Annotated in this window: 16 protein-coding genes and 1 tRNA gene; 10 read left to right on the plus strand and 7 right to left on the minus strand. The window is 60.7% G+C overall.

From position 1 onward, the window contains the following. Positions 1 to 303 precede the first annotated feature (303 nt). From KBC96_05510 to KBC96_05535, 6 genes are all read left to right on the plus strand, one after another. Positions 304 to 507, plus strand: coding sequence for an excisionase family DNA-binding protein (locus tag KBC96_05510; protein ID MBP6963847.1), 204 nt, complete (start codon positions 304 to 306; stop codon positions 505 to 507). A gap of 73 nt (positions 508 to 580) precedes the next feature. Then, positions 581 to 955 (plus strand): hypothetical protein, encoded by a 375-nt coding sequence (locus KBC96_05515; GenBank protein MBP6963848.1) that lies wholly within the window; start codon positions 581 to 583, stop codon positions 953 to 955. After that, positions 952 to 3084 carry an AAA family ATPase gene (locus KBC96_05520; protein MBP6963849.1) on the plus strand — a complete coding sequence of 711 codons (2133 nt, stop codon included), beginning with the start codon at positions 952 to 954 and terminating at the stop codon, positions 3082 to 3084. Before KBC96_05515 ends, KBC96_05520 begins: the two co-directional genes overlap by 4 nt. A 470-nt stretch (positions 3085 to 3554) precedes the next feature. Then, positions 3555 to 3806, plus strand: a complete 252-nt coding sequence (locus KBC96_05525; protein ID MBP6963850.1) for a hypothetical protein — start codon at positions 3555 to 3557, stop codon at positions 3804 to 3806. A 57-nt stretch (positions 3807 to 3863) separates the two neighbouring features. Then, positions 3864 to 4463, plus strand: a complete 600-nt coding sequence (locus KBC96_05530) for a hypothetical protein (protein MBP6963851.1) — start codon at positions 3864 to 3866, stop codon at positions 4461 to 4463. Positions 4464 to 4652: 189 nt separating this feature from the next. Further along, positions 4653 to 4738, plus strand: a tRNA-Leu gene (locus KBC96_05535). A 151-nt stretch (positions 4739 to 4889) separates the two neighbouring features. Here the strand turns inward: KBC96_05535 and KBC96_05540 are convergent. Both KBC96_05540 and KBC96_05545 read right to left on the minus strand, forming a co-directional pair. After that, positions 4890 to 5234 (minus strand): hypothetical protein, encoded by a 345-nt coding sequence (locus KBC96_05540; protein MBP6963852.1) that lies wholly within the window; start codon positions 5232 to 5234, stop codon positions 4890 to 4892. After that, positions 5222 to 5698: a hypothetical protein gene (locus tag KBC96_05545; GenBank protein ID MBP6963853.1), complete on the minus strand. Its 477-nt coding sequence runs from the start codon at positions 5696 to 5698 to the stop codon at positions 5222 to 5224. Before KBC96_05545 ends, KBC96_05540 begins: the two co-directional genes overlap by 13 nt. Before the next feature lie 340 nt (positions 5699 to 6038). Between KBC96_05545 and KBC96_05550 the strand changes: the two genes are divergently transcribed. Further along, complete coding sequence (locus KBC96_05550; GenBank protein ID MBP6963854.1) at positions 6039 to 8342, plus strand: glycoside hydrolase family 3 protein; 2304 nt, start codon at positions 6039 to 6041, stop codon at positions 8340 to 8342. A 17-nt stretch (positions 8343 to 8359) separates the two neighbouring features. Then, complete coding sequence (nth, locus tag KBC96_05555) at positions 8360 to 9025, plus strand: endonuclease III (protein ID MBP6963855.1); 666 nt, start codon at positions 8360 to 8362, stop codon at positions 9023 to 9025. Between the two features lie 84 nt (positions 9026 to 9109). Here the strand turns inward: nth and KBC96_05560 are convergent, their stop codons facing one another. From KBC96_05560 to KBC96_05580, 5 genes are all read right to left on the minus strand, one after another. Then, positions 9110 to 9313: a hypothetical protein gene (locus KBC96_05560; GenBank protein MBP6963856.1), complete on the minus strand. Its 204-nt coding sequence runs from the start codon at positions 9311 to 9313 to the stop codon at positions 9110 to 9112. A 15-nt stretch (positions 9314 to 9328) separates the two neighbouring features. Beyond that, a complete protein-coding gene (locus tag KBC96_05565) occupies positions 9329 to 11506 on the minus strand; it encodes a hypothetical protein (protein MBP6963857.1) in 2178 nt (725 codons plus the stop codon). Positions 11507 to 11658: 152 nt separating this feature from the next. Beyond that, the gene (gene dnaE / locus KBC96_05570) at positions 11659 to 14862 is read right to left on the minus strand and encodes a DNA polymerase III subunit alpha (protein MBP6963858.1); all 3204 of its coding nucleotides are present in this window, start codon (positions 14860 to 14862) and stop codon (positions 11659 to 11661) included. A 161-nt stretch (positions 14863 to 15023) separates the two neighbouring features. Beyond that, positions 15024 to 15263 carry a hypothetical protein gene (locus KBC96_05575; GenBank protein ID MBP6963859.1) on the minus strand — a complete coding sequence of 80 codons (240 nt, stop codon included), beginning with the start codon at positions 15261 to 15263 and terminating at the stop codon, positions 15024 to 15026. After that, positions 15260 to 16456, minus strand: coding sequence for a DNA polymerase IV (locus KBC96_05580; GenBank protein ID MBP6963860.1), 1197 nt, complete (start codon positions 16454 to 16456; stop codon positions 15260 to 15262). Before KBC96_05580 ends, KBC96_05575 begins: the two co-directional genes overlap by 4 nt. 206 nt (positions 16457 to 16662) lie before the next feature. On the opposite strand from KBC96_05580, the gene KBC96_05585 reads away from it, so the two are divergent. Then, the gene (locus KBC96_05585; GenBank protein ID MBP6963861.1) at positions 16663 to 19146 is read left to right on the plus strand and encodes an extracellular solute-binding protein; all 2484 of its coding nucleotides are present in this window, start codon (positions 16663 to 16665) and stop codon (positions 19144 to 19146) included. A 4-nt stretch (positions 19147 to 19150) separates the two neighbouring features. Continuing rightward, positions 19151 to 21037: an ABC transporter permease subunit gene (locus KBC96_05590; GenBank protein ID MBP6963862.1), complete on the plus strand. Its 1887-nt coding sequence runs from the start codon at positions 19151 to 19153 to the stop codon at positions 21035 to 21037. The last annotated feature ends 44 nt before the right edge of the window (positions 21038 to 21081 follow it).

The raw sequence follows: 21081 nt of genomic DNA on the forward strand, positions 1-21081 counted from the left end.
GACACTTTGAGTCGGCATTACCTAAGGGCACGCGGTCAAGGACAAATAGGATGCCTGTGCGTCAGTCTGACGCGCGTCCATTCTTGACGGCGTGCCCTTTTTGTATGTATGGAGGCTGATTGTTGGTGGTTGTCATAAGTAGAGTCTCTGCCAAACTTTGGCGTGCTCAAAATGGCAACATGCATGCTCAACCAAAGTCCATAAGTAGAGCTTGGCGGCATAGGACAGGCAGGGCTGGTGTCGTCAAGGCCTCTACAAGATGGGGGCGAGAGTCGCTCTCAAATACACACTGGAGGTGACGTAATGCAGAGTGGTAGTAGCGAGACGGTGGGCGTCCGCGAGGCTGGCGCAAGGCTAGGCGTTGGGCGATGCACGGTCTACAAGCTCGCGGCGACGGGTTGGCTCGGTCCGGTTCGGGTTCTTCGAGTCGGGCGGCAATTGCGCGTTCCCCTGCGGGAACTCGACCGGGCTCTCGGGATTCGCGATAAGGAGGAGGAGGTGGTGTGAGATGTGCGCGAGAGGAATAGTGTCCCACGGTACTCACTTGGCGGCGGGGACCGTGGGACGGAGGCAGACTCCAATGGGTGTGAAGTCTACGTCCGCATTATACCCGACCGGGGTCAATCTGACAAGTCACGACGGTCGGAGGTCGTTCTCCGCCGGGAAGCTGGTCGGGGGCGTCTTTATCAAGAAGTGCAAGCCCAATCACCTGATGCGTACCCCGCCGGGGATTGCGATTCAGGAGGATATCGTCGAGCAGTTGCGCGGGCTGGGATGCAGGCAGATTGAGGTTCTAGTCGAGGATGGGAGAGTCTTCGCGGTTGCCTTCGAGGACTTCCTCCGCCATGCGTTCCGGCTCGACCGGGGCTTCGGAGCGCAGGAGTGCCTTCCTCTGAAGTATTGGCACGACCCCAACGCTCCGAGGCAGGGGGAGCTTTTCGAGGAGGCGGGATGACGACGACCAGGACGGTATCGGCAGACGAGCAGGAGGTCCGCAGGACGGTGGACCTCCTCCTCGAACCCGGGGAGGTCGTCGAGCTTCGGGCGTTGGATGTGAGGCGAGGAGGGAACGGGTTCCGGTTCACCGCCTCGGGGTACTTCGACGACCGGGAGAAGCTGGTCGAGGAAGCGGTGAAGCTGTCCCAGAGGGCGAAGGGCGTCTACCTCGTTCCCAATGTCAAGCCGGAACTGTTGGCGCGGGCGAGCAACCGCGTGCGGGAGTGCGGCAAGGGTGACTCCTGCACGTCCGACGACGATACTCTCCCCCGGCGGAAGTGGTTCTTTGTTGACTGCGACCCGGTTCGACCGTCCGGCATATCCTCGACCGACCGGGAGCGCGATGCGGCGGGAGAGAAGGCGCAAGAGGTATGGTCTACGCTACTCGACCTCGGATTCCCCGACCCGGCGATATACGCTTCGAGCGGGAACGGAAGGCATCTTCTGTATCGCGTTGACCTTCCCGCCGATGATGGCGGACTGCTGAGGCAGTGTCTGGAAGCGTTGGACTTCCGATTCGGTGACGACCGGGTGACGGTAGACACATCGGTACACAACAGGGCGCGGCCCCTGCGGTTTTACGGCACTGTGAACCGCAAGGGAGACGACGTGCCCGACCGACCGCACAGGGTCTCCCGGATAGAGTGGACCCCGCCGGACGGCGCGGAGGTCGTTCGGGTCTCCGCCCTGGAGGAGCTTGCGCGTTGGCTCCCGCAGGAAGAACCTTCGCCGACGAAGCGCACGGCATCCGGGAAGGCGTTCGACCTCGACGGATGGATACAGGAGCACGGCGTCCCCGTCGGTCCTCCGTCGGACTGGAAGGGCGGGAGGAAGTGGGTCTTCCCGGTATGCCCGTGGGACTCGGCACACAGCAACCGAAGCGCGTTCATCCTTCAGTTCCCGTCGGGGGGGATTTCGGCGGGGTGTCTCCACAACGGCTGTCGGGGCATGGAGTGGAGGGACCTGCGGCTCATCTATGAACCGGACGCATACGAGCATGAGCACGGGGACTCTATTCCCTGCACCGGTGCAGGGAATATGGGCGAGGCGGCGTCTGAGGTGGTCTCCTCGATGTCCTCGACGTTGACTCACAAAGACCTCGTGACGGGCGAACTTCCGCCCGTTCCCTGGTTGGTCGAGGGTCTGATACCGAAGGGCGGTCTCTGCCTGTTGGCGGGTGATTCCGGCGTCGGGAAGTCCTGGCTAGGATTTCATCTCGGGCAGACAGTCGCAAGCGAGCTTCCCTTCCTCGGGAAGTTTCCGGTCGAGAAGGGAGCGGTCCTCTACCTCGACGCCGAATCGGGCGAGAACCTCATCCGGCGGAGGTTCAAGAAACTGTGGAAGGGTCTGGAGGAAGCGAATCCGGACCTCGACCCGGACATACCTTTCAGCGTTCTGTTGTCGGCGGTGGACCTCGACGCTGACGGCCTCCAGGCGTTGACCGAGCGGATACGCCGGGAGTGCATCCGCCTGGTCGTGCTCGACCCGATGATACACTTCGGCTCCGCCGACGAGAACGACTCCAGAGCTATGGCATCCTTCCTCGAAGGCATCCGGCAGGTATCGCGGGATACGGGAGCGGCGTTCCTGCTGGTGCATCACGTCCGCAAGGAGAGCCGACTTGCGAGCAACGCGCCGGGTCAGATGATTCGAGGCTCATCCGCCATAAGAGCGGTGATGGATTCCGTCCTCTACGTCCGCAGGTTGAACGACGGGAAGCTCCAGGTCGAGCACGACAAGAGCAGACAGGCGGAGGCGGTCCCCCGCTTCCTGGTCGAAGTGACCGACCCCGACGAGGAGACGACCTCCATCAGCTATGCGGGTGAATCGGGCACGGCGGAGAGCCGTCGGGAGCTTGCCGAGGAAGCGATACTGCGGACCATTGCGGACACGGGTGGAACGGCGAAACGTCAACTGATAGTCGAGCAGTGCAAGGCGGAAGGGGTCTCGGAGAAGACCGTCAATAATACGCTTTCGGCACTGGTCGAAGCGTCACGGCTGACCAAGGTTCAACGAGGTAAACCCGTGTTCTACTCGCTCCCGGAAACAAGCAATAAGAAGGCTCCGATGCTGGAGGAAGAATGGTGAAAAACCGGAACGTCGGCAATACGTCGGCAATACGTCGGCAATGGCGGGATGCAGGAATAACGTCGGCAATAACGTCGGCATTCTATATGTATTGCCGACTTGCCGAGGTTCGTTTTCTGGCCTGTCGTCGGCAACGTCGGCAAAGACGTCGGCAAACATGGCCTTACCGCTCCCCCGCTTTGAGCGGCGGGGGGACGCGGACGGTCGGAGTCATGCGGCGGTACCGACAGGCGAGTAACGCCGGAAAGATACGATACCGGGAGGTGCAATATGTACGATGAGACCTGCTTCGCAATCAGATGGAACAACTGCGCGACTAATGACCCGTGCGCTATATGCGGCGAAAGGACGGACCCGGTGGTAGGTCCCGAACTGTTCCTGCGGGACGGTTGGGCTCTGGTATGCTGGCAGTGCGGACGCAAGCATTCCCCGCGACTGACTGCGCTTCTGGAGTCGGGAGACAAGCGAGAATGACGCCGAAGGACTTGATGCAGACGATACGTTTCGAGTGGGAGTGCCTGTCGCGGGATGATATGCTCTTTATGAACCGGGTATCGGCCCGATGGATTGAGGACGGCGGGAAGTGGTTCACGTTTACCGCCGAGGAAGGGGAGAGGATGCGTCGGCTCTATACCGAGGAGGAGAAGGAACGCATAGTCGGGATACTCGCCAAGGTTGCCCGATTTCGTGACCCACGACCGGAGCAGCTCGGCATTCAATGAGCACAAACACAGCAACTTGACTGATGATTTCGGCAAAAAGGGGCGGGAGTGCGCATCATGGGCGGCCTGGGGTCTGGAGACTGGTACAGGTCTGGCACGAAGGATACGGTGGGGAGCTACCGGGCGATTGACGTGAACTTTCTGCATCGGCAGGGATTGCTCCGGGCAGGACGGCTATTCCACCTCTCATGGAGTCGGGGCGGTGAACCGTGTGGAAGCATCGGCGGATGGGCGGAGCCGGGGCTGGTAATGCTCGACTATCGTATGAGGTCGGACGATGGGGACGGGGAGGAACTGCGGTATGCCGTCCGATTGACCTTTACGCCCTGCAACTTCGGCGGGCATCGGCCCTGGTTCAAGTGCCCGAGGTGCAATCGGCGCGTCGGGAAGCTGTTCGGAGGGAGGATGTTCGTGTGTCGGCATTGTCGCGGTCTGGCATACGACTCACAGAACGAATCGCCGTGGGACCGGGCGTTGAGCAAGTGCCAGAACATACGGCGGAAGCTGGGAGGCACGGTCAGCATGGCAGACTCGTTCCCGGATAAGCCGAAGTTCATGCATTGGCGGACGTACTGGCGACTGTGGGAGGAATACATGCGCCTGGAGCATGAGGACGTGGTGCTCATGGCCCGGAGATTTCGATTGCCGGGATACTAGCGGATGGTTTGCAGATTGGGTATTGACACGAAATTCAACATGGTGTAACATAATGGCACAGGCTGGCATGAACCAAGTACGGTTATCAAGGCAGTGCAAGCGTACTTGGTTCAGCGGAATCGGACCTTTGACAAGCGTACTTGGTTTTGAACCAAGTGAGGAAATCGTGCGGAAGGCGGGGTACCACGCGCCGAAGTGGCGGAATGGCAGACGCGCATGGTTCAGGACCATGTACCCGCAAGGGTGTAGGGGTTCAACTCCCCTCTTCGGCACCAACCCAGCTTCTCAGGCCCGGGCAGCCCGTCCGGGCCTTTTTGCCGCCTCATTGTACGACCAACGCAACCGGTAGTCAAACGGGATGCTTCGGCAGCGGGCAGCCCACTGCCGAAGCAGACCGGCAAGACGCGGTTGCAGATACCCGTGCCGCTATGCGGGACTAACGGGTTCGGGAGCCGGAGGCGGCGCAGGCGCAGAGACCGGAGGCTGGCCCTTCAGTCCGACGTAGATATGCGCGAATGCCAGCCAGACGAGCAACCCCGTGACTATGATGCCTATGCCGCAGGCGATGGCTCCAGCAGCGCCGACCAGACTGAGCACTATTGCGACGAGCAAGAGCTGCGGTCGAATCCCTTCGGTCATATCGCTGCTCTTCTTAAACGACTCCACGATCCCCTCGCCATCAGCCGCCGCGTAGTAGGCGAACATGAAACGCAGGGCGACGATGACGTACAGGACCAACGATACGAGGCCGAAGACAATCAGTACTGCCATGGCTCCGGCAGGAATGCCTGCCATGCCGACGGGATCGTCGGCATGGCAGGCATTCCCGGAACGCTCGGCATGGAGGCCGCATAGTCCGCGGCCCGGGAACTGAACGCCCCCATCCCAGCCGCGATAGCCGCGCCGATGCCGAGAGGGATCATAGTCACCAGTGCGATGGCAACAAAGAGCCAGTACACACCCATCCAGAGACCGTACTTCTGGAAGCCCGAGAACAGATCACCGAACTCGGGACCCTCGTCCCTGACGGCCTTCAACATGAGCACCATCATGCCCCCCATGAGGGGAGGAACGACTAGAATCGCGACCAGTGCCCCGACCACGGGGATGCTCCCGCCACCACCTGCGATAATGATGTAGACGAGGAAGGCGCCAATCAGCACGCCCGCATACTTGGAGAACGTCGCCCAACCAGCAGAGAGCGACTCGCCGATACCCAGCAATCTGCCTTGCATCACACGACCTCCTGTCTGATTTCCGGGAAAACCCGGTTCGGCCGAGACAATCTCGCAGTGAAGCCCGGAGTGCCGGCCCTAGCTAGCTCATCCATTATGCTCGCCTTGCCAAATATCCTCCTTCTCTCAAGCCGCAGGCGCAACGCAACCTTCCGACGCAATCGCGGACGCCGGCGCGAGATCCTTCGCTGTGCTCAAAATGACATCTCGGGACTCAAGGCAGGAGCTGAGGGGCAAAGTTTGTCTTGACAAATCCGATAAGGCAGTATACAATACAATCAGTCGGCTGGTGGATCCCCCCAGCGGCCGGACAATGCCCAACCAGTACCCAAGGTGCAACATGAAATACTCCCTCGGACCATCCACTCTGCGCAGACTCATCACCATGGTCGCCCTGCTATCATCCGGATCGGCACACGCGTTGGGCCTCGGCGCGGCGAAGAGCGCGATACCCGACGGAAGCGCCGTATCGCTTCAGGGCCTCTCAGTAACGGCATCGTTCTCCGGACACGTCTACGTAGAGCAGACCGACCGCGGGGCGGGTATACGTGTAGACACCGACGGGACTTTCGCGGAGGGCACCCTCGTCAGCGTCCTTGGCACTATCGAGACGGACATCGCCACCGGGGAGCGCTACATCGCGGCATCACCCGGACACCCGCTGGCGGAGGGCGGCATGAGCATCGTCAAACCGGTGGGCCTGATCAACGCTGCTTTTACCGGAGGCGATTCCGGCCTGCAGGAGGGGATCGAAGGAGACGGGCACCTGAACACGATCGGACTGCTGGTCACCGTCTGGGGCAAGATCACCGACTATGATCCCGAAGGTGGCTGCGATTGGTTCAGGATCGGCGCGCCAGGTGAACCGGAGATCAAGGTCGTGGCCCCCGACGGAGCCACTTTCGACAGGGACTGGGCTTACGTCTTGGCTACCGGCATCTGTACGGCAGAGAAGGTGAACGGCTCGATGATCCGCGTGCTGAAGGTGAGGAGCAAGGCAGACGTCGTATCGCGGCGCACCCGGTCCGAGATCAGACTGCAGACGATGACGCTAGCCGAGAAGATCGGGCAGCTCTTCCAGATACGGATCGACGGCGACACGCTCGATCAGTCCGAGCGCGACATCATTCTGCAGAAGCACGTCGGCGGGATCGTCTACTTCCAGTACAACGGCAACATAGACGATCCGGTGCGAACGGCGCAGATGAGCAACGACATACAGGCGTGCGCGATCGGAGCCGGGGGGGCTGGAGTCCCGATATTGATCTCCATGGACCAGGAAGGCGGCCGAGTGACCAGAATCACGGGCGGAACAGACTTCCCCGGGAACATGGGCCTCGGCGCGGCGAGAAGCCCGAGCACAGCCTATGCGACAGGAAGCGTGATCGGTTCCGAGATCAGGGCGATCGGCGGGCAGATGGACCTGGCTCCGGTGCTCGACGTGAACAACAATCCGCTGAATCCCGTAATAGGGGTGCGCTCGTTCGGCGAGCGGGCGGCCCTCGCATCCGAGTTGGGGATCGCATACACTCACGGCCTCCAGGGCGCCGGGGTGATCGCGACCGGCAAGCATTTCCCCGGCCACGGAGATACGGCGGTTGACTCGCACACCGGCCTGCCGATAGTGACATACGACTTTGCCACGCTCGACAACGTGCACGGCAAACCATTCAGAGACGCGATCGCGGCCGGCCTCGATGCGATCATGAGCGCGCACATCGTGGTGACGTGTCTCGATCCCGACCGACCCGCAACGCTGTCACCCGCCGTGATGACCGGATACCTTCGGGGCAACCTCGGGTTCGACGGGGTGATAATGACGGACTCGATGGGAATGGCGGGGATCACCGCGGGCTACACCGTGGAGCAGGCGACGGTGATGGCAATCCAGGCCGGCGTGGACCTGCTCTCCCTGCCACCGGATCTCAACCGAGCGACTGCCGCAGTCCAAGCCGCGGTGCAGAGCGGGGACATCACTCAAGCCCGGATTGACCAGTCGGTCGCCAGAATCCTTGCCCTGAAGTACCGCGCCGGGCTCTTCGACAACCCATACGTGGACCCTCAGGCCGCCGACGACATCGTGGGGTGCGCGGCGCACTGGGCGGCTGAGTTGAGCGCGGCGCGGGCGGCCGTGACGCTGGTCAAGAACCAGTCCGGCTTCCTTCCGCTGAACCTCACATCGGGACAGAAGATACTACTGGTTACCGTACAGGCATCCGAGACCACGACGGATGCGGCGACGAGGTTTGCATCATATATCACGCAGAAGCACTCCAACGTGCAGTCGCTGGCGCTGGCGGTCAACCCGACGTCGTCCCAGAGAGCGACGGTCAAGACCGCGGCGGCCTCGGCATACGTAGTAGTGATCGGAACGTCGAGAGCGCAGCTCTCGACGAACGCGGGCCAGGCGACCCTGGTCAACGAACTGCTCGCGATGGGCAAGCCTGTTGTTGTCGTGGGACTTCGGGAGCCTTACGAGCTTGCGAGTTTCCCCGGGGTCAACGCCTACCTGGCGGCGTACAACTACCGCAACTGCGGGTTCCAGGCGGCGGCGGACGCGCTCTTTGGAGATATCAATCCGTCGGGCCTTCTGCCCGTTACGGTACCCGGACTCTACTCATACGGCTACGGACTGAGCTACTGACGCAGGAGTAACCGCACATGGAAGTGCAACCCCGAGACCGTGTCAGAGAGATCATTGCTGAGCTGCGAACAGCTTTTCCCGACGCGAAGGTATCTCTGGAGTTCGGCACGCCTCACCAGCTTCTCGTCGCCACGATCCTCTCGGCGCAGTGTACCGACATCAAGGTCAACCAAGTAACGCCCGCGCTGTTCGCGAAGTACCGATCACCCCAGGACTTCGCCGATGCTGACCCCAGCGAACTCGAGCGCGACGTCCACGCGACCGGCTTCTTCAGGCAGAAGACCAAGTCCATCATCGAATCGGCTCAGGACATCGTGCATCTCCACGGCGGAGAGGTGCCGGATTCAATGGAGGAACTGACTCAACTCAGGGGCGTCGGGCGCAAGACGGCGAACGTCGTCCTCAGCGCAGCGTTCGGGAAGCCGGGCATCATCGTGGACACGCACGTGCTGCGAATCTCCGGCTTGCTCGGCCTCGCGGACCCGAAACTCGTGGCGAAGAAGGATGCGGACAAGGTCGAGCGGGAGCTGATGGCGGTCGTTCCGGAGGAGGACTGGTCGAACTTCAGCAACCTGATCGTCGCGCTGGGGCGTTCGATCTGCCCCGCGCGAAAACCCCGGCACGACGAGTGCCCGATACTCCACCTCTGTCCGACCGGTCAGAAGGGAGTGACTGTCGGATAAGTGAAAAGGGGCAGGAGTGCCACTCCTGCCCCAACAAATCTCTGCGGGCGGTCAGATGGCGCGGTCTGCTCTCCCGCCCCTAGGCTACTTCTCCTGCCAGCACTCGATGGTAGTCGCGATGCACTTCTCGATGGCCTCGTCGCCCTCGACATCATGGCTCCGCTCGCACTCATATCGAATGAACACTCTCTCCGGGAACGCGGACCTGCCTCGCGACTCGAGCTTGTGACGCTCGCGGAGGTGCCTGCACGCGCCCGGCACCGGCTTGATCTCTGTCTGCCCTGGCATATTCGCTCTCCTTCGCTAGAACCTCAGACCCAAGTTCGCCTGAGCCTCGTACTCGGTCTTGCCCTCCATGTACATCCGGTTCTCTTCGTAGGTGGTCATGCGGCCGCCCAGGTACAGGTTGAAATCGGAGCCGACGCGGCGGCTGTACCCAAGCGAGTAGACATTTGTGCATAGAGCAGTCTGCTCTCTATACTGGTCGAGCTTGTAGTTTGTCGTCAGCATCGAATGGGACGACAACTTGTAGTCCACGCCTACCTCGGTGACTTCGCTGCTCTTGCCCGCCAGGTAGTTGTCCCTCATCGTGAAGCCGCCCTTGAGCTTCAGCCTGCCGAAGTCCGTCAGCAACCCCAGCTTGCGGTTGTTCTCTCGGAGGACTACGCCCTTTTTGTCCTCAGGATTGTCCTCGTATTCACCGGTGAACTTGAAGAAGCCTCCCGGATCGAGCACCATGGCCATCCGATAGCTGTTGACGTCCTCACCTCCGCGATTCTCCCGCTGCTTGAACCCACCCGATAGCTCCACGAAGTCCGCCGGCTTGGTCGCGGCGCTAACGTCGGTAACCCTGGCGATCACTGCGCCGTCGGACTCAAGTTCGCTGTATCCGCCCGATATCGTGGTGCGCTCGAAGGGCTTGAGCGCGAGCCTGGCTTCACGTGTCAGGTTTCGATACTCATCGTTATCCTTCAGGCCGATCGCGGCGGAGACGCTGATCATCTTGCTCGGATCGGCTTTCAACTGGAACATACCGACCTGCTCGTCGCCTCTGATCTCAGAATCGCGGCCCGACCAGTCCATCTGGACGTTCAGATACGAGAGCGGCGAGGCCAGCACCTTCATCGCATGGCCGAACTCGGAGCCGTCCAGCTCGGAGTCCTGATGAGCGACGTTCATTTCGATGCTCAGCTTGTCTGAGGGCTTGGCGGTCAGTCTCAGCGACTCGGTCGCATCACTGCCTGATGCATCAGTATCGCGCCTGGCCACAGCCGCCTTGACACTCAAGGTCTTGGACGGAGCGGCGTCAATATCGAACTTGACGAGCGTGTCCTCACCCGTATCGCTTGAGTCACGCTGAGTCAGATTGCTCTTGACACCGATCTTGTCGCTGACCCTGGCATCCACCGCAAGCTGGTTGGTCGTAAGCCTCGAGTCCGAGCCGCCCGCTTCGGTAACGACGTTCTGGTGCGTTGCCACCGCCCTGACACCCGACGAGAGCTGATGCTCCAACTCGACCTGATCGGTCGTCGTCCTCTGTGAATCCGCGTCCGGGCGGTCCTTCTCGACCTCGGTGCGGGAGACGTTCAGTTTCGGCGCGTTACCATCGGCGTAGGCAATCGAGTAGGCGTTGGTGGTCGTAACCTCGCCTTCTCTGGCACCCGCGAGTTCTTCAATGCGTCTAGTAGACGCGCTCAGAGCGAGAGCGTCACTCGGCTTGAACGCCGCCCCGAAGTCCAACACCTCCGCGCCGGGCTTCAATTTGTACTCCTTCGCGCCCGCGAAGTACTCGCCGATGCGGCTGTACGACGTCGTGAGCTTGACACCGCCGACGTCCGTGTTGCCGCCAAACTGCATGGCCGCGCGATCCAGGAAGCCGGCGTCTTTGCCGCCCCCGCCGCTCTCGGCGCTGAACATGAGGAGCGAGGAGAGCTTGCCCTCGTGAATCTTCGTGTCGCCGGTAAGACCGATCACTGTGAGATCGGAAGTCTGCTTAGGATCGGCGCCGGCCTGCTTGTAGAGGGCGCTGAACTGAAGCTTGCGGTCAGGCCGCTTTACCAGATCGAAGCTGAGCGGCAGGCTCAGCCCCTGGACGTTCTTGCTCGCCGTCTTGGGGTTGAATCTGTACTCGACCTTGATCACGCTGCCCGTGGGTATCGGCGAGTTGAACGCCAGGACGCCGGAGGAATAGTCAATCTGATAGTCTATGGTTCGCTCGACGCGGTGATTGTTTATAGTAACGGACTCGCTGTTGCGATCAATCGGCTTCCACGACAGAGTGTAGGGCCCCTTGGTATTCTTGCCGAAGAGGACATCCTGGGTGCCGTCGAACATCTGCATGGGAGCGGCCAGGGAAGACGTGCCGACGAGTTCGGTGTTGGCAACGCGCCCCGGAATCTCCTGGGCGCAGGCACCGACTGCAAACAGGGCCAATATGAGGATGTGAACCAACACCAGCGCCCGGGCTGGATCCTTGCTCATGACGCCTGAACTCCTCGTGATCAGTCTTCCTGCCATAGTGTTTGACGTGCAAGCAGGCCGTGAAGTTTCACAAAACGGACTGATCCGGTTTGCCGGAAAACCCTTTGGTAGTTTACCACAATCGGCGCTCAATCTCAAGCATTGAGCATTGGTCAGACGCCCTGACTCTTGACCCACGACCTCTGCCCGGCGGAACGCTTCCGTTCAGGATACCGCTGCCGGTCGCCTGAGATGCCCTCATTCCTATGTTCGGGAGTGAGCGGCCATATCTTCCTCGCTATGATTGACAGGCCGCGCTCACCCATCCGCTCGACCTTGCCTTCGATGATCAGTCCGGGACTGTTGAAGATCACCGGGCCGTACTGCTCGTAGACCTTCGGGAAAATGACCGTGTCCATCAGGCCGAACTCGTCCTCTAGCGTGACGAACACCACGATGACCCCTGATTTAGTCGGCGGGCGCATGCACGTGACGACGACTCCCGCGATTCTGACGATTGAGCCGCCGGGTTTTCCCTTCGCTTCCGTGCTCTTGACTATCCCCGCCTGCGCCAGCGTCTCCCGGTAGAAGACCATCGGATGACATAGAGGCGATAGTCCGAGTATCTCATAATCCATCCGCACTCGGACGTGCATCGGCGGCTCGGGCACGTCGGGCAGATCGGCGAGTTGGTCATCGGCTTCAACCTCCATTAGCCGGAATGTTTCAACGGACGGGCTCCCCTGGCGTGTGACACCCAACGTTTTCTCTCCGAGCAACCAGAGCAGTTTCCCGCGCGGATGGCCGAAGCACTCGAACGCGCCGCAGTTGACCAGGTTCTCGATGGTCGGGCGATCGACACGCGCGCGCCGGCAGAAATCGCTGAACGAGTCGAACTCCCGCTCAGCCCTCGCATCCACGATCGATTTGATCTCCGCATCGCTGATCCCCTTCACCTGCATCAACCCGATGCGGATGTTCCCTTCCTCGACACTGAACTTCTTCCGGCTTCGGTTGACATCGACGCCGAGAATGCCGATACCGATCCGGCGTGCCTCCTCGACGATCACATTCGCCGGGTAGAAGCCCATCGGCTCATTGCAGAGAATTCCGGCGAGGAACTCGGGCGCGTAGTGTGCCTTCAGGTAGGCGGTCTGGTAGGCGATCTTGGCGAACGAGGCGGCGTGCGCCTTGCAGAACCCATACGCGGCGAACGCCCTGAGCTGCGAGAAGACCTTCTCGGCGATCTCCTCATCGACGCCATTTTTGAGCGCGCCACTGACAAACGTCTCGCGGATCTTCTCCATCTCCTCCTGCGAGCGGTCGGTGGTCATCGCGCGCCGGAGCGAATCCGCCTGGCCGGGGGTGAATCCGGCGAGCGCGCTCGATACCCGCAGGACCTGCTCCTGGTAGAGGATGACGCCGTAGGTCTCCCTGAGCGCCGGCTCGAGACTCGGATGGAGATACGTGATCGGCTCCTCGCCGTGCCGCCGCTTGATGAACGGATTGATCATATCCGCCTGCATCGGTCCGGGCCGGAAGAGCGAGATTTGCGCGGTGATGTCGTTGAACCCCGTCGGCTGAAGTCGTCCGAGCAGCCCACGCATACCGGGCGACTCGACCTGGAAGAGGCCGACCGTATTCGTGGACCGCAGCATCTCGTAGACTTTCGGATCATCGTATGGCAGGTTGTCCACATCGAGGTCGATGCCGTGATTCTCCCTGATCAACACGAGCGCATCCTCTATCGCCGAGAGGTTCCGCAGGCCGAGTACATCCATCTTCACCAAGCCGAGCGTCTCGATATCGTCCTTGTCGAACTGCGAGACGATCACGCCCTTCGTCGCCCACTCCAGCGGCACAAGGTCGGTGAGCAGCCCGCGGCTGATGACAACGCCGCCGAGGTGGACGCTTAGGTGGCGCGGGAAGCCGTCCACCTTCTCGCAGATGTCCACCAGCGTCTCCATCTTCTCGATCGAGACGCCGCCGTCTCGAAGCTCGGGCAGCTTGTCCATCGCCTCACGGATGCGCCGAGCCTTCGTGTGAGGCAGCCCGGATGCCAGTGTGTCGATCTGATCCTGCGGGAAGTCCATCGCCTTGCCGACATCGCGGATCGCCGACTTCGCGCAGAGCGTGCTGACGGTGCAGACCATCGCCACCTTGTCCTCGCCAAACCGCTTGTAGATGTACTCGATGATCTCGTCGCGCCGGGCGGCGTCGAAGTCGATGTCAATGTCCGGCATACCTTTGCGCTCGGGGTTGAGAAACCGCTCGAACAGCAGGTCGTGCTCGAGCGGATCTACGATCGTGATGCCCAGGCAGTAGGCGACCATCGAGTCCGCGGCGGACCCTCGTCCTGAGCAGCGGATACCCATCTCCCTGGCCTTGCGGACGATGTCCCAAGTGACCAGGAAGTACTCGGCGAATCCGAGTTCGTGGATGATGGTCAGTTCGTGCTGGAGGCGCTTCGTGGCCTCGGGTGTGATCGGTTTGTACAATCGTGCTAGGCCTTCAAAACATAACTTGCACAGGTAGCTGTATGCCGTCTCGCCGCTCGGAACCGGGAAGTCGGGGAATCGATACGTGCCGAGTCCGAGGTCGAGGTTGCACTGCGCTGCGATGCTGCCGGCGGTGGTTAAGGCACGCGGATAGGCGGTGAAGAGGTTCGCCATCGCCTTGGGCGACTTGAGGTAGTACTCGCAGTTCCGCTTGCGGACCGGATGGCGGTCTGCCAGCTTGGTGATACTCTGCACACAGGCAAGGATATCCTGCACTCTGAAGTCGTCCTTGCGAGCGTAGTGTACGTCGTTCGTCGCCACTGCGCCGAGATTCAGCTTCCGGGCGAGCGAGCATAGCTCCTGATTGAGGAGAGCCGTTCCGGGCAGGATGTGGTTCTGCATCTCGATGACAAAGCTCTTCCCGAAGATTTCGGCATATCGGGAAGCGGCCTCCTCCGCGGCCTCGGGACATCCCTCGCGCAGTAGGGAGGTCACCTCACCCCTGCGGCATCCCGAGAGGCAGAAGAGGTCGCCCCTGTGGCGATCGAGCACTTCGAAGCTCACGGCGGCCTGGCCCTTTTCATGAGAAAGGTGCGCGCGGGTGACGATCTTGCAGAGGTTCGAATAGCCGGAGAGGTTCTTGGCCAGCAGCACGATGTGATGGCCGCTCTCCATCGCCATCTCAGCGCCGACGATCGGCTTGATCCCGGCCTTCCGGGCATAGTCGTAGAACCGGACAGCGCCATAGAGGCCGTTGTGGTCCGTGACGGCGAGCGAGTCGCAGCCGACCTCTTTCGCGCGGTCGACGAGCGCCTCGACCGCGCTCCCTCCGTCGAGGAAAGAGAAGTTCGAATGTACGTGAAGGTGAGCGAATGCCATTTGAAACCGCAGATGAACGCGGATATCGGTACTGGATAATACAACCGTCTAGCCCTGAGTGATGCGGAGCATCGTATCGAAGGGCGGTCTAGCAGCACAACCGTTGGCCAGACCTGACCGTTCTTCGATACGCTTCGCACTCAGGACTGGACGGTTACTCCTCAATCCTCCACCCGGTCGAGCAGCCAAGATTGGTGGACGTGATCGTATACAAGCTCGAAGATCCCACCGGTATCCGTCTGCACACGGAAGAAGGTCCGCTCCCCTTCCCCATCCCACCATGCGCCGAGAAGCCGCCAGCATTCCCGGATGGCGGAGACCCGGTAGAACCTCCCACGCCATCGAAATGCGGACGGCGCGTGCTTACTGCTGTCCAAGGCTATCTCAACTGAACGGTTCATGCCGCACCGCATGCGATGGCTCGGTCGCCGAAGCGAGAACGGATCGTCTCCAGCACGGCATCGAGCCGCATCCGTCGCTCGGTATCGCCCATGAAACTGAGTTGTATGCCCCCGCCGGATTCCAAGTCACTCAGGGTGAGTCTCAGACCGTGGCAGGCTGACAGGCAAGACGCATCCGACGTGTTTGACAGAACCTCCATCAGAATCCGTCGTGCACCTATGTAGATGCCGTGCGCTGAGGAGACCGGCGACTTGAACGCGTAGAACCGGTTCACGGGCGTCGATCCTTCGTGCTCCAATGAGAGTTTGAGCGACCCCGCACGTCGGCCGCGCTTCCTCATCTGCATTGCCAGCCGCTCGCACATCCTGAGCATATACGCCTCTACGACCGCAGGCTCGGACGGCTCACCATCGCCGTATGAGAACGTATGTTCGATAATAATAGCCGACGGCGGATAGAGCGCCGCCACCGGAGAATGATCAATCCCCTGCGACTGTGTGCGCAGCCTGCTCCCGAGCGCGCCGAACTGCCGAATCAGCAGCCGCTCGGGGATCGCCGCCAGATCGCCGACGGTACGCACACCGAGCCCCTCCAGCCGCCTAACTATCTTCGGACCCACCCCGCTCAGGACGCCAACTGGTAGCTGCGACATAAACTCGGCCTCCGTGCCGGGCCGAACCGCCGTGTATCCGCCGGGATTGCACGCCGAGGACGCCGCGCACGCCGACAGCTTGTTCCGCGCGAGCCCGACCGACACCGGCACACCGATCTGGTCGAGCACTGTACGCTGGACCTCGCGGGCGATCGTTTTAGGCGACCCGAAAAGTTTTGTACAGCCCGTAACATCCATGTACGCCCTGTCCAGCGAGTGCGGCTCGAGCAGCGGCGAATACTTCGCGAGGATATCCATCACCGCCCCGGATGCCTCGCGGTAGTGATCCCAATCCGCCGGGATTACAACCGCAGTCGGGTTGTATCTCAGGGCATGGCGGGCGGTCAACTCATTGTTGGGGCAGGAACTCGACTCCTGCCCCAACAATGGAAGGTCACACTCCACGGATGCCGAGACGACGAACTCCCCGCGGCCGGATTTGCGAGTCACCAGCAGCGGCTTCCCAGCGAACTCCGGCCTCCGGATTTGCTCCAGTGCCGCGAAAAACGAGTTGAGTCGAAAATGGATTATAGAACGCATGTTCGATTACCGCCATGCCAGATTATAGGCATCGAACATCCGTTTGTCAAGATGTTTTTTGCGCCCCATGCCTCAATACGACTCACTCTGCACAAACGCACCTCTGTAAACGTTTACTATTGACGGCCAAGGCCGGGCTTGATATACTGTTTTGCGGTACTGTAGACACCCTCTCTTGACCGATAAGCACTCTCCAGGAGCAAGACTTGCAGCGACCCATGACATATATCTCGTGCATGCTGGCCCTGCTCGCATTCACGATGCTGCCGCCCGCCCTTCTTCCGGCCGCGAACGGCTCACCCGTCCAACAGGACGCCATCGAACTCCGCCTATGGGGCGGCGACTGGGGGATCCCGGCGAAGGACTCGACTGACCCGTGGCGCCGGGCTCAACGCAAGGTCTTCGAGCGATTCGCAGAGCTTCACCCAGACATCAAGATCATCAGCGCGAGCGGTTTGCAGGTGCAGGGACCGGCACAGGAATCAGGTCTGCTGATGGCGATGGCGGGCGGCACCGCGCCGGATGTTTTCTACGTCAACTTCAGGAAGCTCGACAACTACATCAACCAGGGATTTCTTCTCCAACTGGATGAGTATATCAAGAAGGACCCGGAAGTACTCGCGCGGGTACATCCAACGATCCGCGAGGTCATCACCGTTGACGGTCACGTGTACAGCATGCCGTGGTTCCAGTGCGTGATGGCGCTCTACTACCGCAAGGACCTCTACAAGATCGCCGGCCTAGACCCAAACAAGCCGCCGAGGGACTGGGATGAGTTCTACGAATACTGCCAGAAGCTGACGATACCCGAGAAGGGCCAGTACGGTTTCGGATTCCAGGCTTCTCCCAGCGGAACGGCATTCCACTGGATCAACTTCCTGTGGCAAGCAGGCGGAGACGTGGTAGCAAAGGACGAAAAGGGAGAGTGGCACTGCGTCTTCAACGACGAAGCCGGAGTCACCGCGCTGAAGTTCTTCCGGAAGCTGGTAGTTGACCCCTGGAAGCGTCCCTCGGACGGCAAGATCATTAACGGCGTCGCCTCCCACACCACTACTTACGCGACCGACATCGCTCAGGACAAGCTGGCCCAGTGGTTCGGATACTCATATGACATGGTTACCAACCGGCAATCGAGCGTGAACCCCAGCCTGATAGGCATTGCGGCGCTGCCCGCGGGTCCGGCCGGTCGCGCGAACGAGATCAACGCGGGTATGTGGGGCATCAACTCCCAGATCAAGGACAAGCGCACGCGCGATGCCGCGTGGGAGTACATCAAGTTCATGTCGAGCGACGAGGCCGACCGCATTCGCACGACGGCGTACGTCGAAGCGGGTCTCGGGAAGATGGTCAGCCCGGACAAGCTGGAGCGCTTCGGCTACAGGGAGTACCTGCGCGGCATACCGAAGGGATGGATCGAGGCCAACAAGGAGGCCTTCAAGCACGGCCGACCCGAACCCCACGGCAAGAACTGCGAGATGATATACATCGAGTTGGACTACCCGCTCGTTGACATGAAGCTTCATCCGAACAAGGACCCGAAGGCGATACTCGATGCCGCGGCCAAGCGGATCGACACGAAGATGCTCGGGTACGTTGACCCCGACGTCATGAACCGACGGCGAAAGATCGGCTGGGGTGTGTTCGCACTTCTCCTTGTCGCGCTAGGCTCGATAGCCACGGTCTCCATACGGAATCTTGCCAGGGCACACTCGGAAGATGCGGCGGACACGCAGCTGGTGCGCGGTAAGGGAAGCAAGATGATCCACGTAGTGGCCTGGGCGTTCATGCTGCCCGCCGTGCTGTCAATCCTGGTCTGGAACTATGTGCCCCTCGTTCGAGGCATGACGATGGCGTTCCAGGACTACCGCATCCTCGGCGGCGGTGCGTTCGTCAGCCTCGACAATTTCATCGAGGCCGTGAACTCCGAGACGTTCCGCGTCGGCGTGCTGAACACGCTCACCTACGTTGCCCTGAACATCGGCCTGGGGTTCTGCGTGCCGATCATACTGGCCCTTCTGCTGAACGAGGTTCCCAGGGGCAAGATGCTCTACCGCACCCTGTTCTACCTGCCCGCGGTGACCAGCTCGCTCGTGGTCATCTTCCTGTGGAAATGGTTCTACGACCCGTCGCCGCAGGGCTTGTTCAACACGCTCATCGGCTACTACAACCAGATGGCGATGGCCCTGGCCGAGAGCATACACCCGTGGTTGAGCCACCTTCAGATAACCCAGCAGACTTGGCTGTCGGATCCCAAGCTGGCGATGCTCTGCATCATCCTGCCGGCGATATGGGCGGGGGCTGGACCGGGCAGCATCATATACCTGGCCGCCATGAAAGGCATCCCGGACGACATGTACGAGGCGGCCGACCTCGACGGCGCCGGAGTCCTCAGCAAGATATGGCGGGTCACGGTTCCGACGCTCAAACCGCTTATCATCATCAACTTCGTCGGAGCGTTCATCGGCTCGTTCAAAGCCATGGAGAACATCTTCATCATGACCGGCGGCGGGCCTCTGAATGCGACGCATACAATCAGCCTGGAGATCTGGTACAACGCCTTCATGTACCTGAGGTTCGGCTATGCGACCGCCGCCGCCTGGATCATGGGAAGCATGCTGATCGGTTTCACGATGTACCAGTTGAGGATTCTCAAGAACGTGCGGTTCTCGACGTCCGGGCGGGAGGAATAGCAGCATGGCAATCATCCCAACCGTGGGCCGAAAATCCCTCTCGATGCGTTTGATCATCGCCGGAATCTACCTCGTGCTGTCGGTCGGCTCGGTCACCATGATCTACCCGTTCCTGGTGATGCTATCAACCGCGGTCAAGAGCAGTGTCGATGTCAACGACTACCGCGTCGTGCCGAAGTACTTCTACAGCGAGTCGGCACTCTGCGCCAAGTACGCCGAGATCAAGTTCGCAGGTGACATCGAAGCGATCAACGGATACTACCGAGCCGACTTCGCCAAGCTGGAGGAAGTCGAAGCCCCGCAGACGGAGCCGCTCAGCCCCGGTCAGAAAACCCTGATCAGAGATTGGACCGAGTTCGGCCGGATTCTGCCGATGACGTACAGGCAGGCAAATTACTTGCCGATACCCGGCACGTCTCACTGCCCGAGTCTGCTACTCGACGCGTATCGGGCATTCCTTCGAAAGCGTTTTGACAATGACATTGGCGCCCTGAACAAGCTCTACAAGGAGGAGAACAACGGTTTCGAGACGGTTTTCTCCCCCTTCGAGCGGACGGATCAGCGCGAGTGGCAGCCGGACAAGTCGGCCAAGATGCAGGAATGGCTGGAGTTCGAACAGTCACTGCCCGTGGACTACACGCGTGTCGTAGGCTGCGAACTCCTGTTCACCAAGTTCCTCAGGGAAGACAAATACGATGCGGACATTGCGAAGCTGAATGCCGCCTACGGCACCAAGTACAAGGCGTTCACCGACGTGCACCTCTCCCCCACCCTGCCCGCAAACCCGAGGGAACGCCCGGACTGGGAGGAGTTCGCACGGAGCACCCTGCCGTTCCGCTTCATGAGAGTGTCCGACGAGGCCACACCTGCGTACAGGCATTTTCTGTCAAAGCGGTATGTGGGCAGCATCGGCGAAGTCAATCGCGTCTACAAGGCGGACTACGCTTCGTTCGATCAGATCGCGCTACCCACGTCCCTACCGGAGGAAGGCACTCCGCTCACCGATTGGATGGAGTTCGTATCCCAGGCGGCCCCGGTGACGGCCATTCACGCGCTGAACGCCGAGAACCTGTTCCGGGACCACGTCATGAAGCGGTACGGCAGCACGGAGGCGGTCAACAAGGCATATGGCGCGAAGATGAAGAGCATCCTCGAACTGGATGCTCCCTATGCTCTCGCAGACATGCAGTATGTGCAAAACAACCACCGTTTCCTGCGTAAGCATTTCCTCACGCGGAACTACGCGACGGTCATCAGCTACATGGCGCTGCACGGCCGCGCCGTCATCAACACCGTCATCTTCTGCGCGGCGGTCATCCTGATCCACCTGATCGTCAACCCGGCATGCGCGTATGCGCTCTCTCGGTACAATCTCAAGTACTCATACAAGGTGCTGCTCTTCCTGTTGGCAACCATGGCGTTTCCCGCTGAAGTGACGGCGATCCCGAACTTCCTGATGCTGAAGCAGCTGCACATGCTGAACACCTTCTGGGCGCTGATCCTGCCGGGAATGGCCGGGGGATTCTCGATCTTTCTGCTCAAGGGGTTCTTCGACAGCCTCCCGAAGGAGTTGTACGAGGCGGCGATCATAGACGGGGCGAACGAGCCGACGATGTTCTGGCGAATCACCGTACCGCTCTCAAAGCCTATCTTCGCGGTAATCGCCCTGGGGTCGTTCACGGCGGCGTACGGCGCGTTCATGTTCGCGTTCCTGGTCTGTCAGAATCAGAAGATGTGGACGATGATGGTGTGGCTCTACGAGATGCAGATACTGGCTCCGAAGTACATCACGATGTCGGCGCTTACCCTGACGGCGTTACCCACGCTGCTGATATTCATCTTCTGCCAGAACATCATCATGCGCGGAATCATCCTCCCGAGCTTCAAGTAGGGTTGGGGGCGAGGATTCGGAGAGGCAGGGCATTGAGGATCGCG

The organism is Armatimonadota bacterium (assembly GCA_017993055.1).
In the GTDB taxonomy this organism is placed as follows: Bacteria; Armatimonadota; UBA5829; order DTJY01; family DTJY01; genus JAGONM01.

Bases quoted from the DNA above. Each gene is read 5' to 3' on its own strand.
- KBC96_05510 (MBP6963847.1), top strand. From the start codon at position 304: ATGCAGAGTGGTAGTAGCGAGACGGTGGGCGTCCGCGAGGCTGGCGCA.
- KBC96_05515 (MBP6963848.1), top strand. From the start codon at position 581: ATGGGTGTGAAGTCTACGTCCGCATTATACCCGACCGGGGTCAATCTG.
- KBC96_05520 (MBP6963849.1), top strand. From the start codon at position 952: ATGACGACGACCAGGACGGTATCGGCAGACGAGCAGGAGGTCCGCAGG.
- KBC96_05525 (MBP6963850.1), top strand. From the start codon at position 3,555: ATGACGCCGAAGGACTTGATGCAGACGATACGTTTCGAGTGGGAGTGC.
- KBC96_05530 (MBP6963851.1), top strand. From the start codon at position 3,864: ATGGGCGGCCTGGGGTCTGGAGACTGGTACAGGTCTGGCACGAAGGAT.
- KBC96_05540 (MBP6963852.1), bottom strand. From the start codon at position 5,234: ATGGCAGTACTGATTGTCTTCGGCCTCGTATCGTTGGTCCTGTACGTC.
- KBC96_05545 (MBP6963853.1), bottom strand. From the start codon at position 5,698: ATGCAAGGCAGATTGCTGGGTATCGGCGAGTCGCTCTCTGCTGGTTGG.
- KBC96_05550 (MBP6963854.1), top strand. From the start codon at position 6,039: ATGAAATACTCCCTCGGACCATCCACTCTGCGCAGACTCATCACCATG.
- nth (MBP6963855.1), top strand. From the start codon at position 8,360: ATGGAAGTGCAACCCCGAGACCGTGTCAGAGAGATCATTGCTGAGCTG.
- KBC96_05560 (MBP6963856.1), bottom strand. From the start codon at position 9,313: ATGCCAGGGCAGACAGAGATCAAGCCGGTGCCGGGCGCGTGCAGGCAC.
- KBC96_05565 (MBP6963857.1), bottom strand. From the start codon at position 11,506: ATGAGCAAGGATCCAGCCCGGGCGCTGGTGTTGGTTCACATCCTCATA.
- dnaE (MBP6963858.1), bottom strand. From the start codon at position 14,862: ATGGCATTCGCTCACCTTCACGTACATTCGAACTTCTCTTTCCTCGAC.
- KBC96_05575 (MBP6963859.1), bottom strand. From the start codon at position 15,263: ATGAACCGTTCAGTTGAGATAGCCTTGGACAGCAGTAAGCACGCGCCG.
- KBC96_05580 (MBP6963860.1), bottom strand. From the start codon at position 16,456: ATGCGTTCTATAATCCATTTTCGACTCAACTCGTTTTTCGCGGCACTG.
- KBC96_05590 (MBP6963862.1), top strand. From the start codon at position 19,151: ATGGCAATCATCCCAACCGTGGGCCGAAAATCCCTCTCGATGCGTTTG.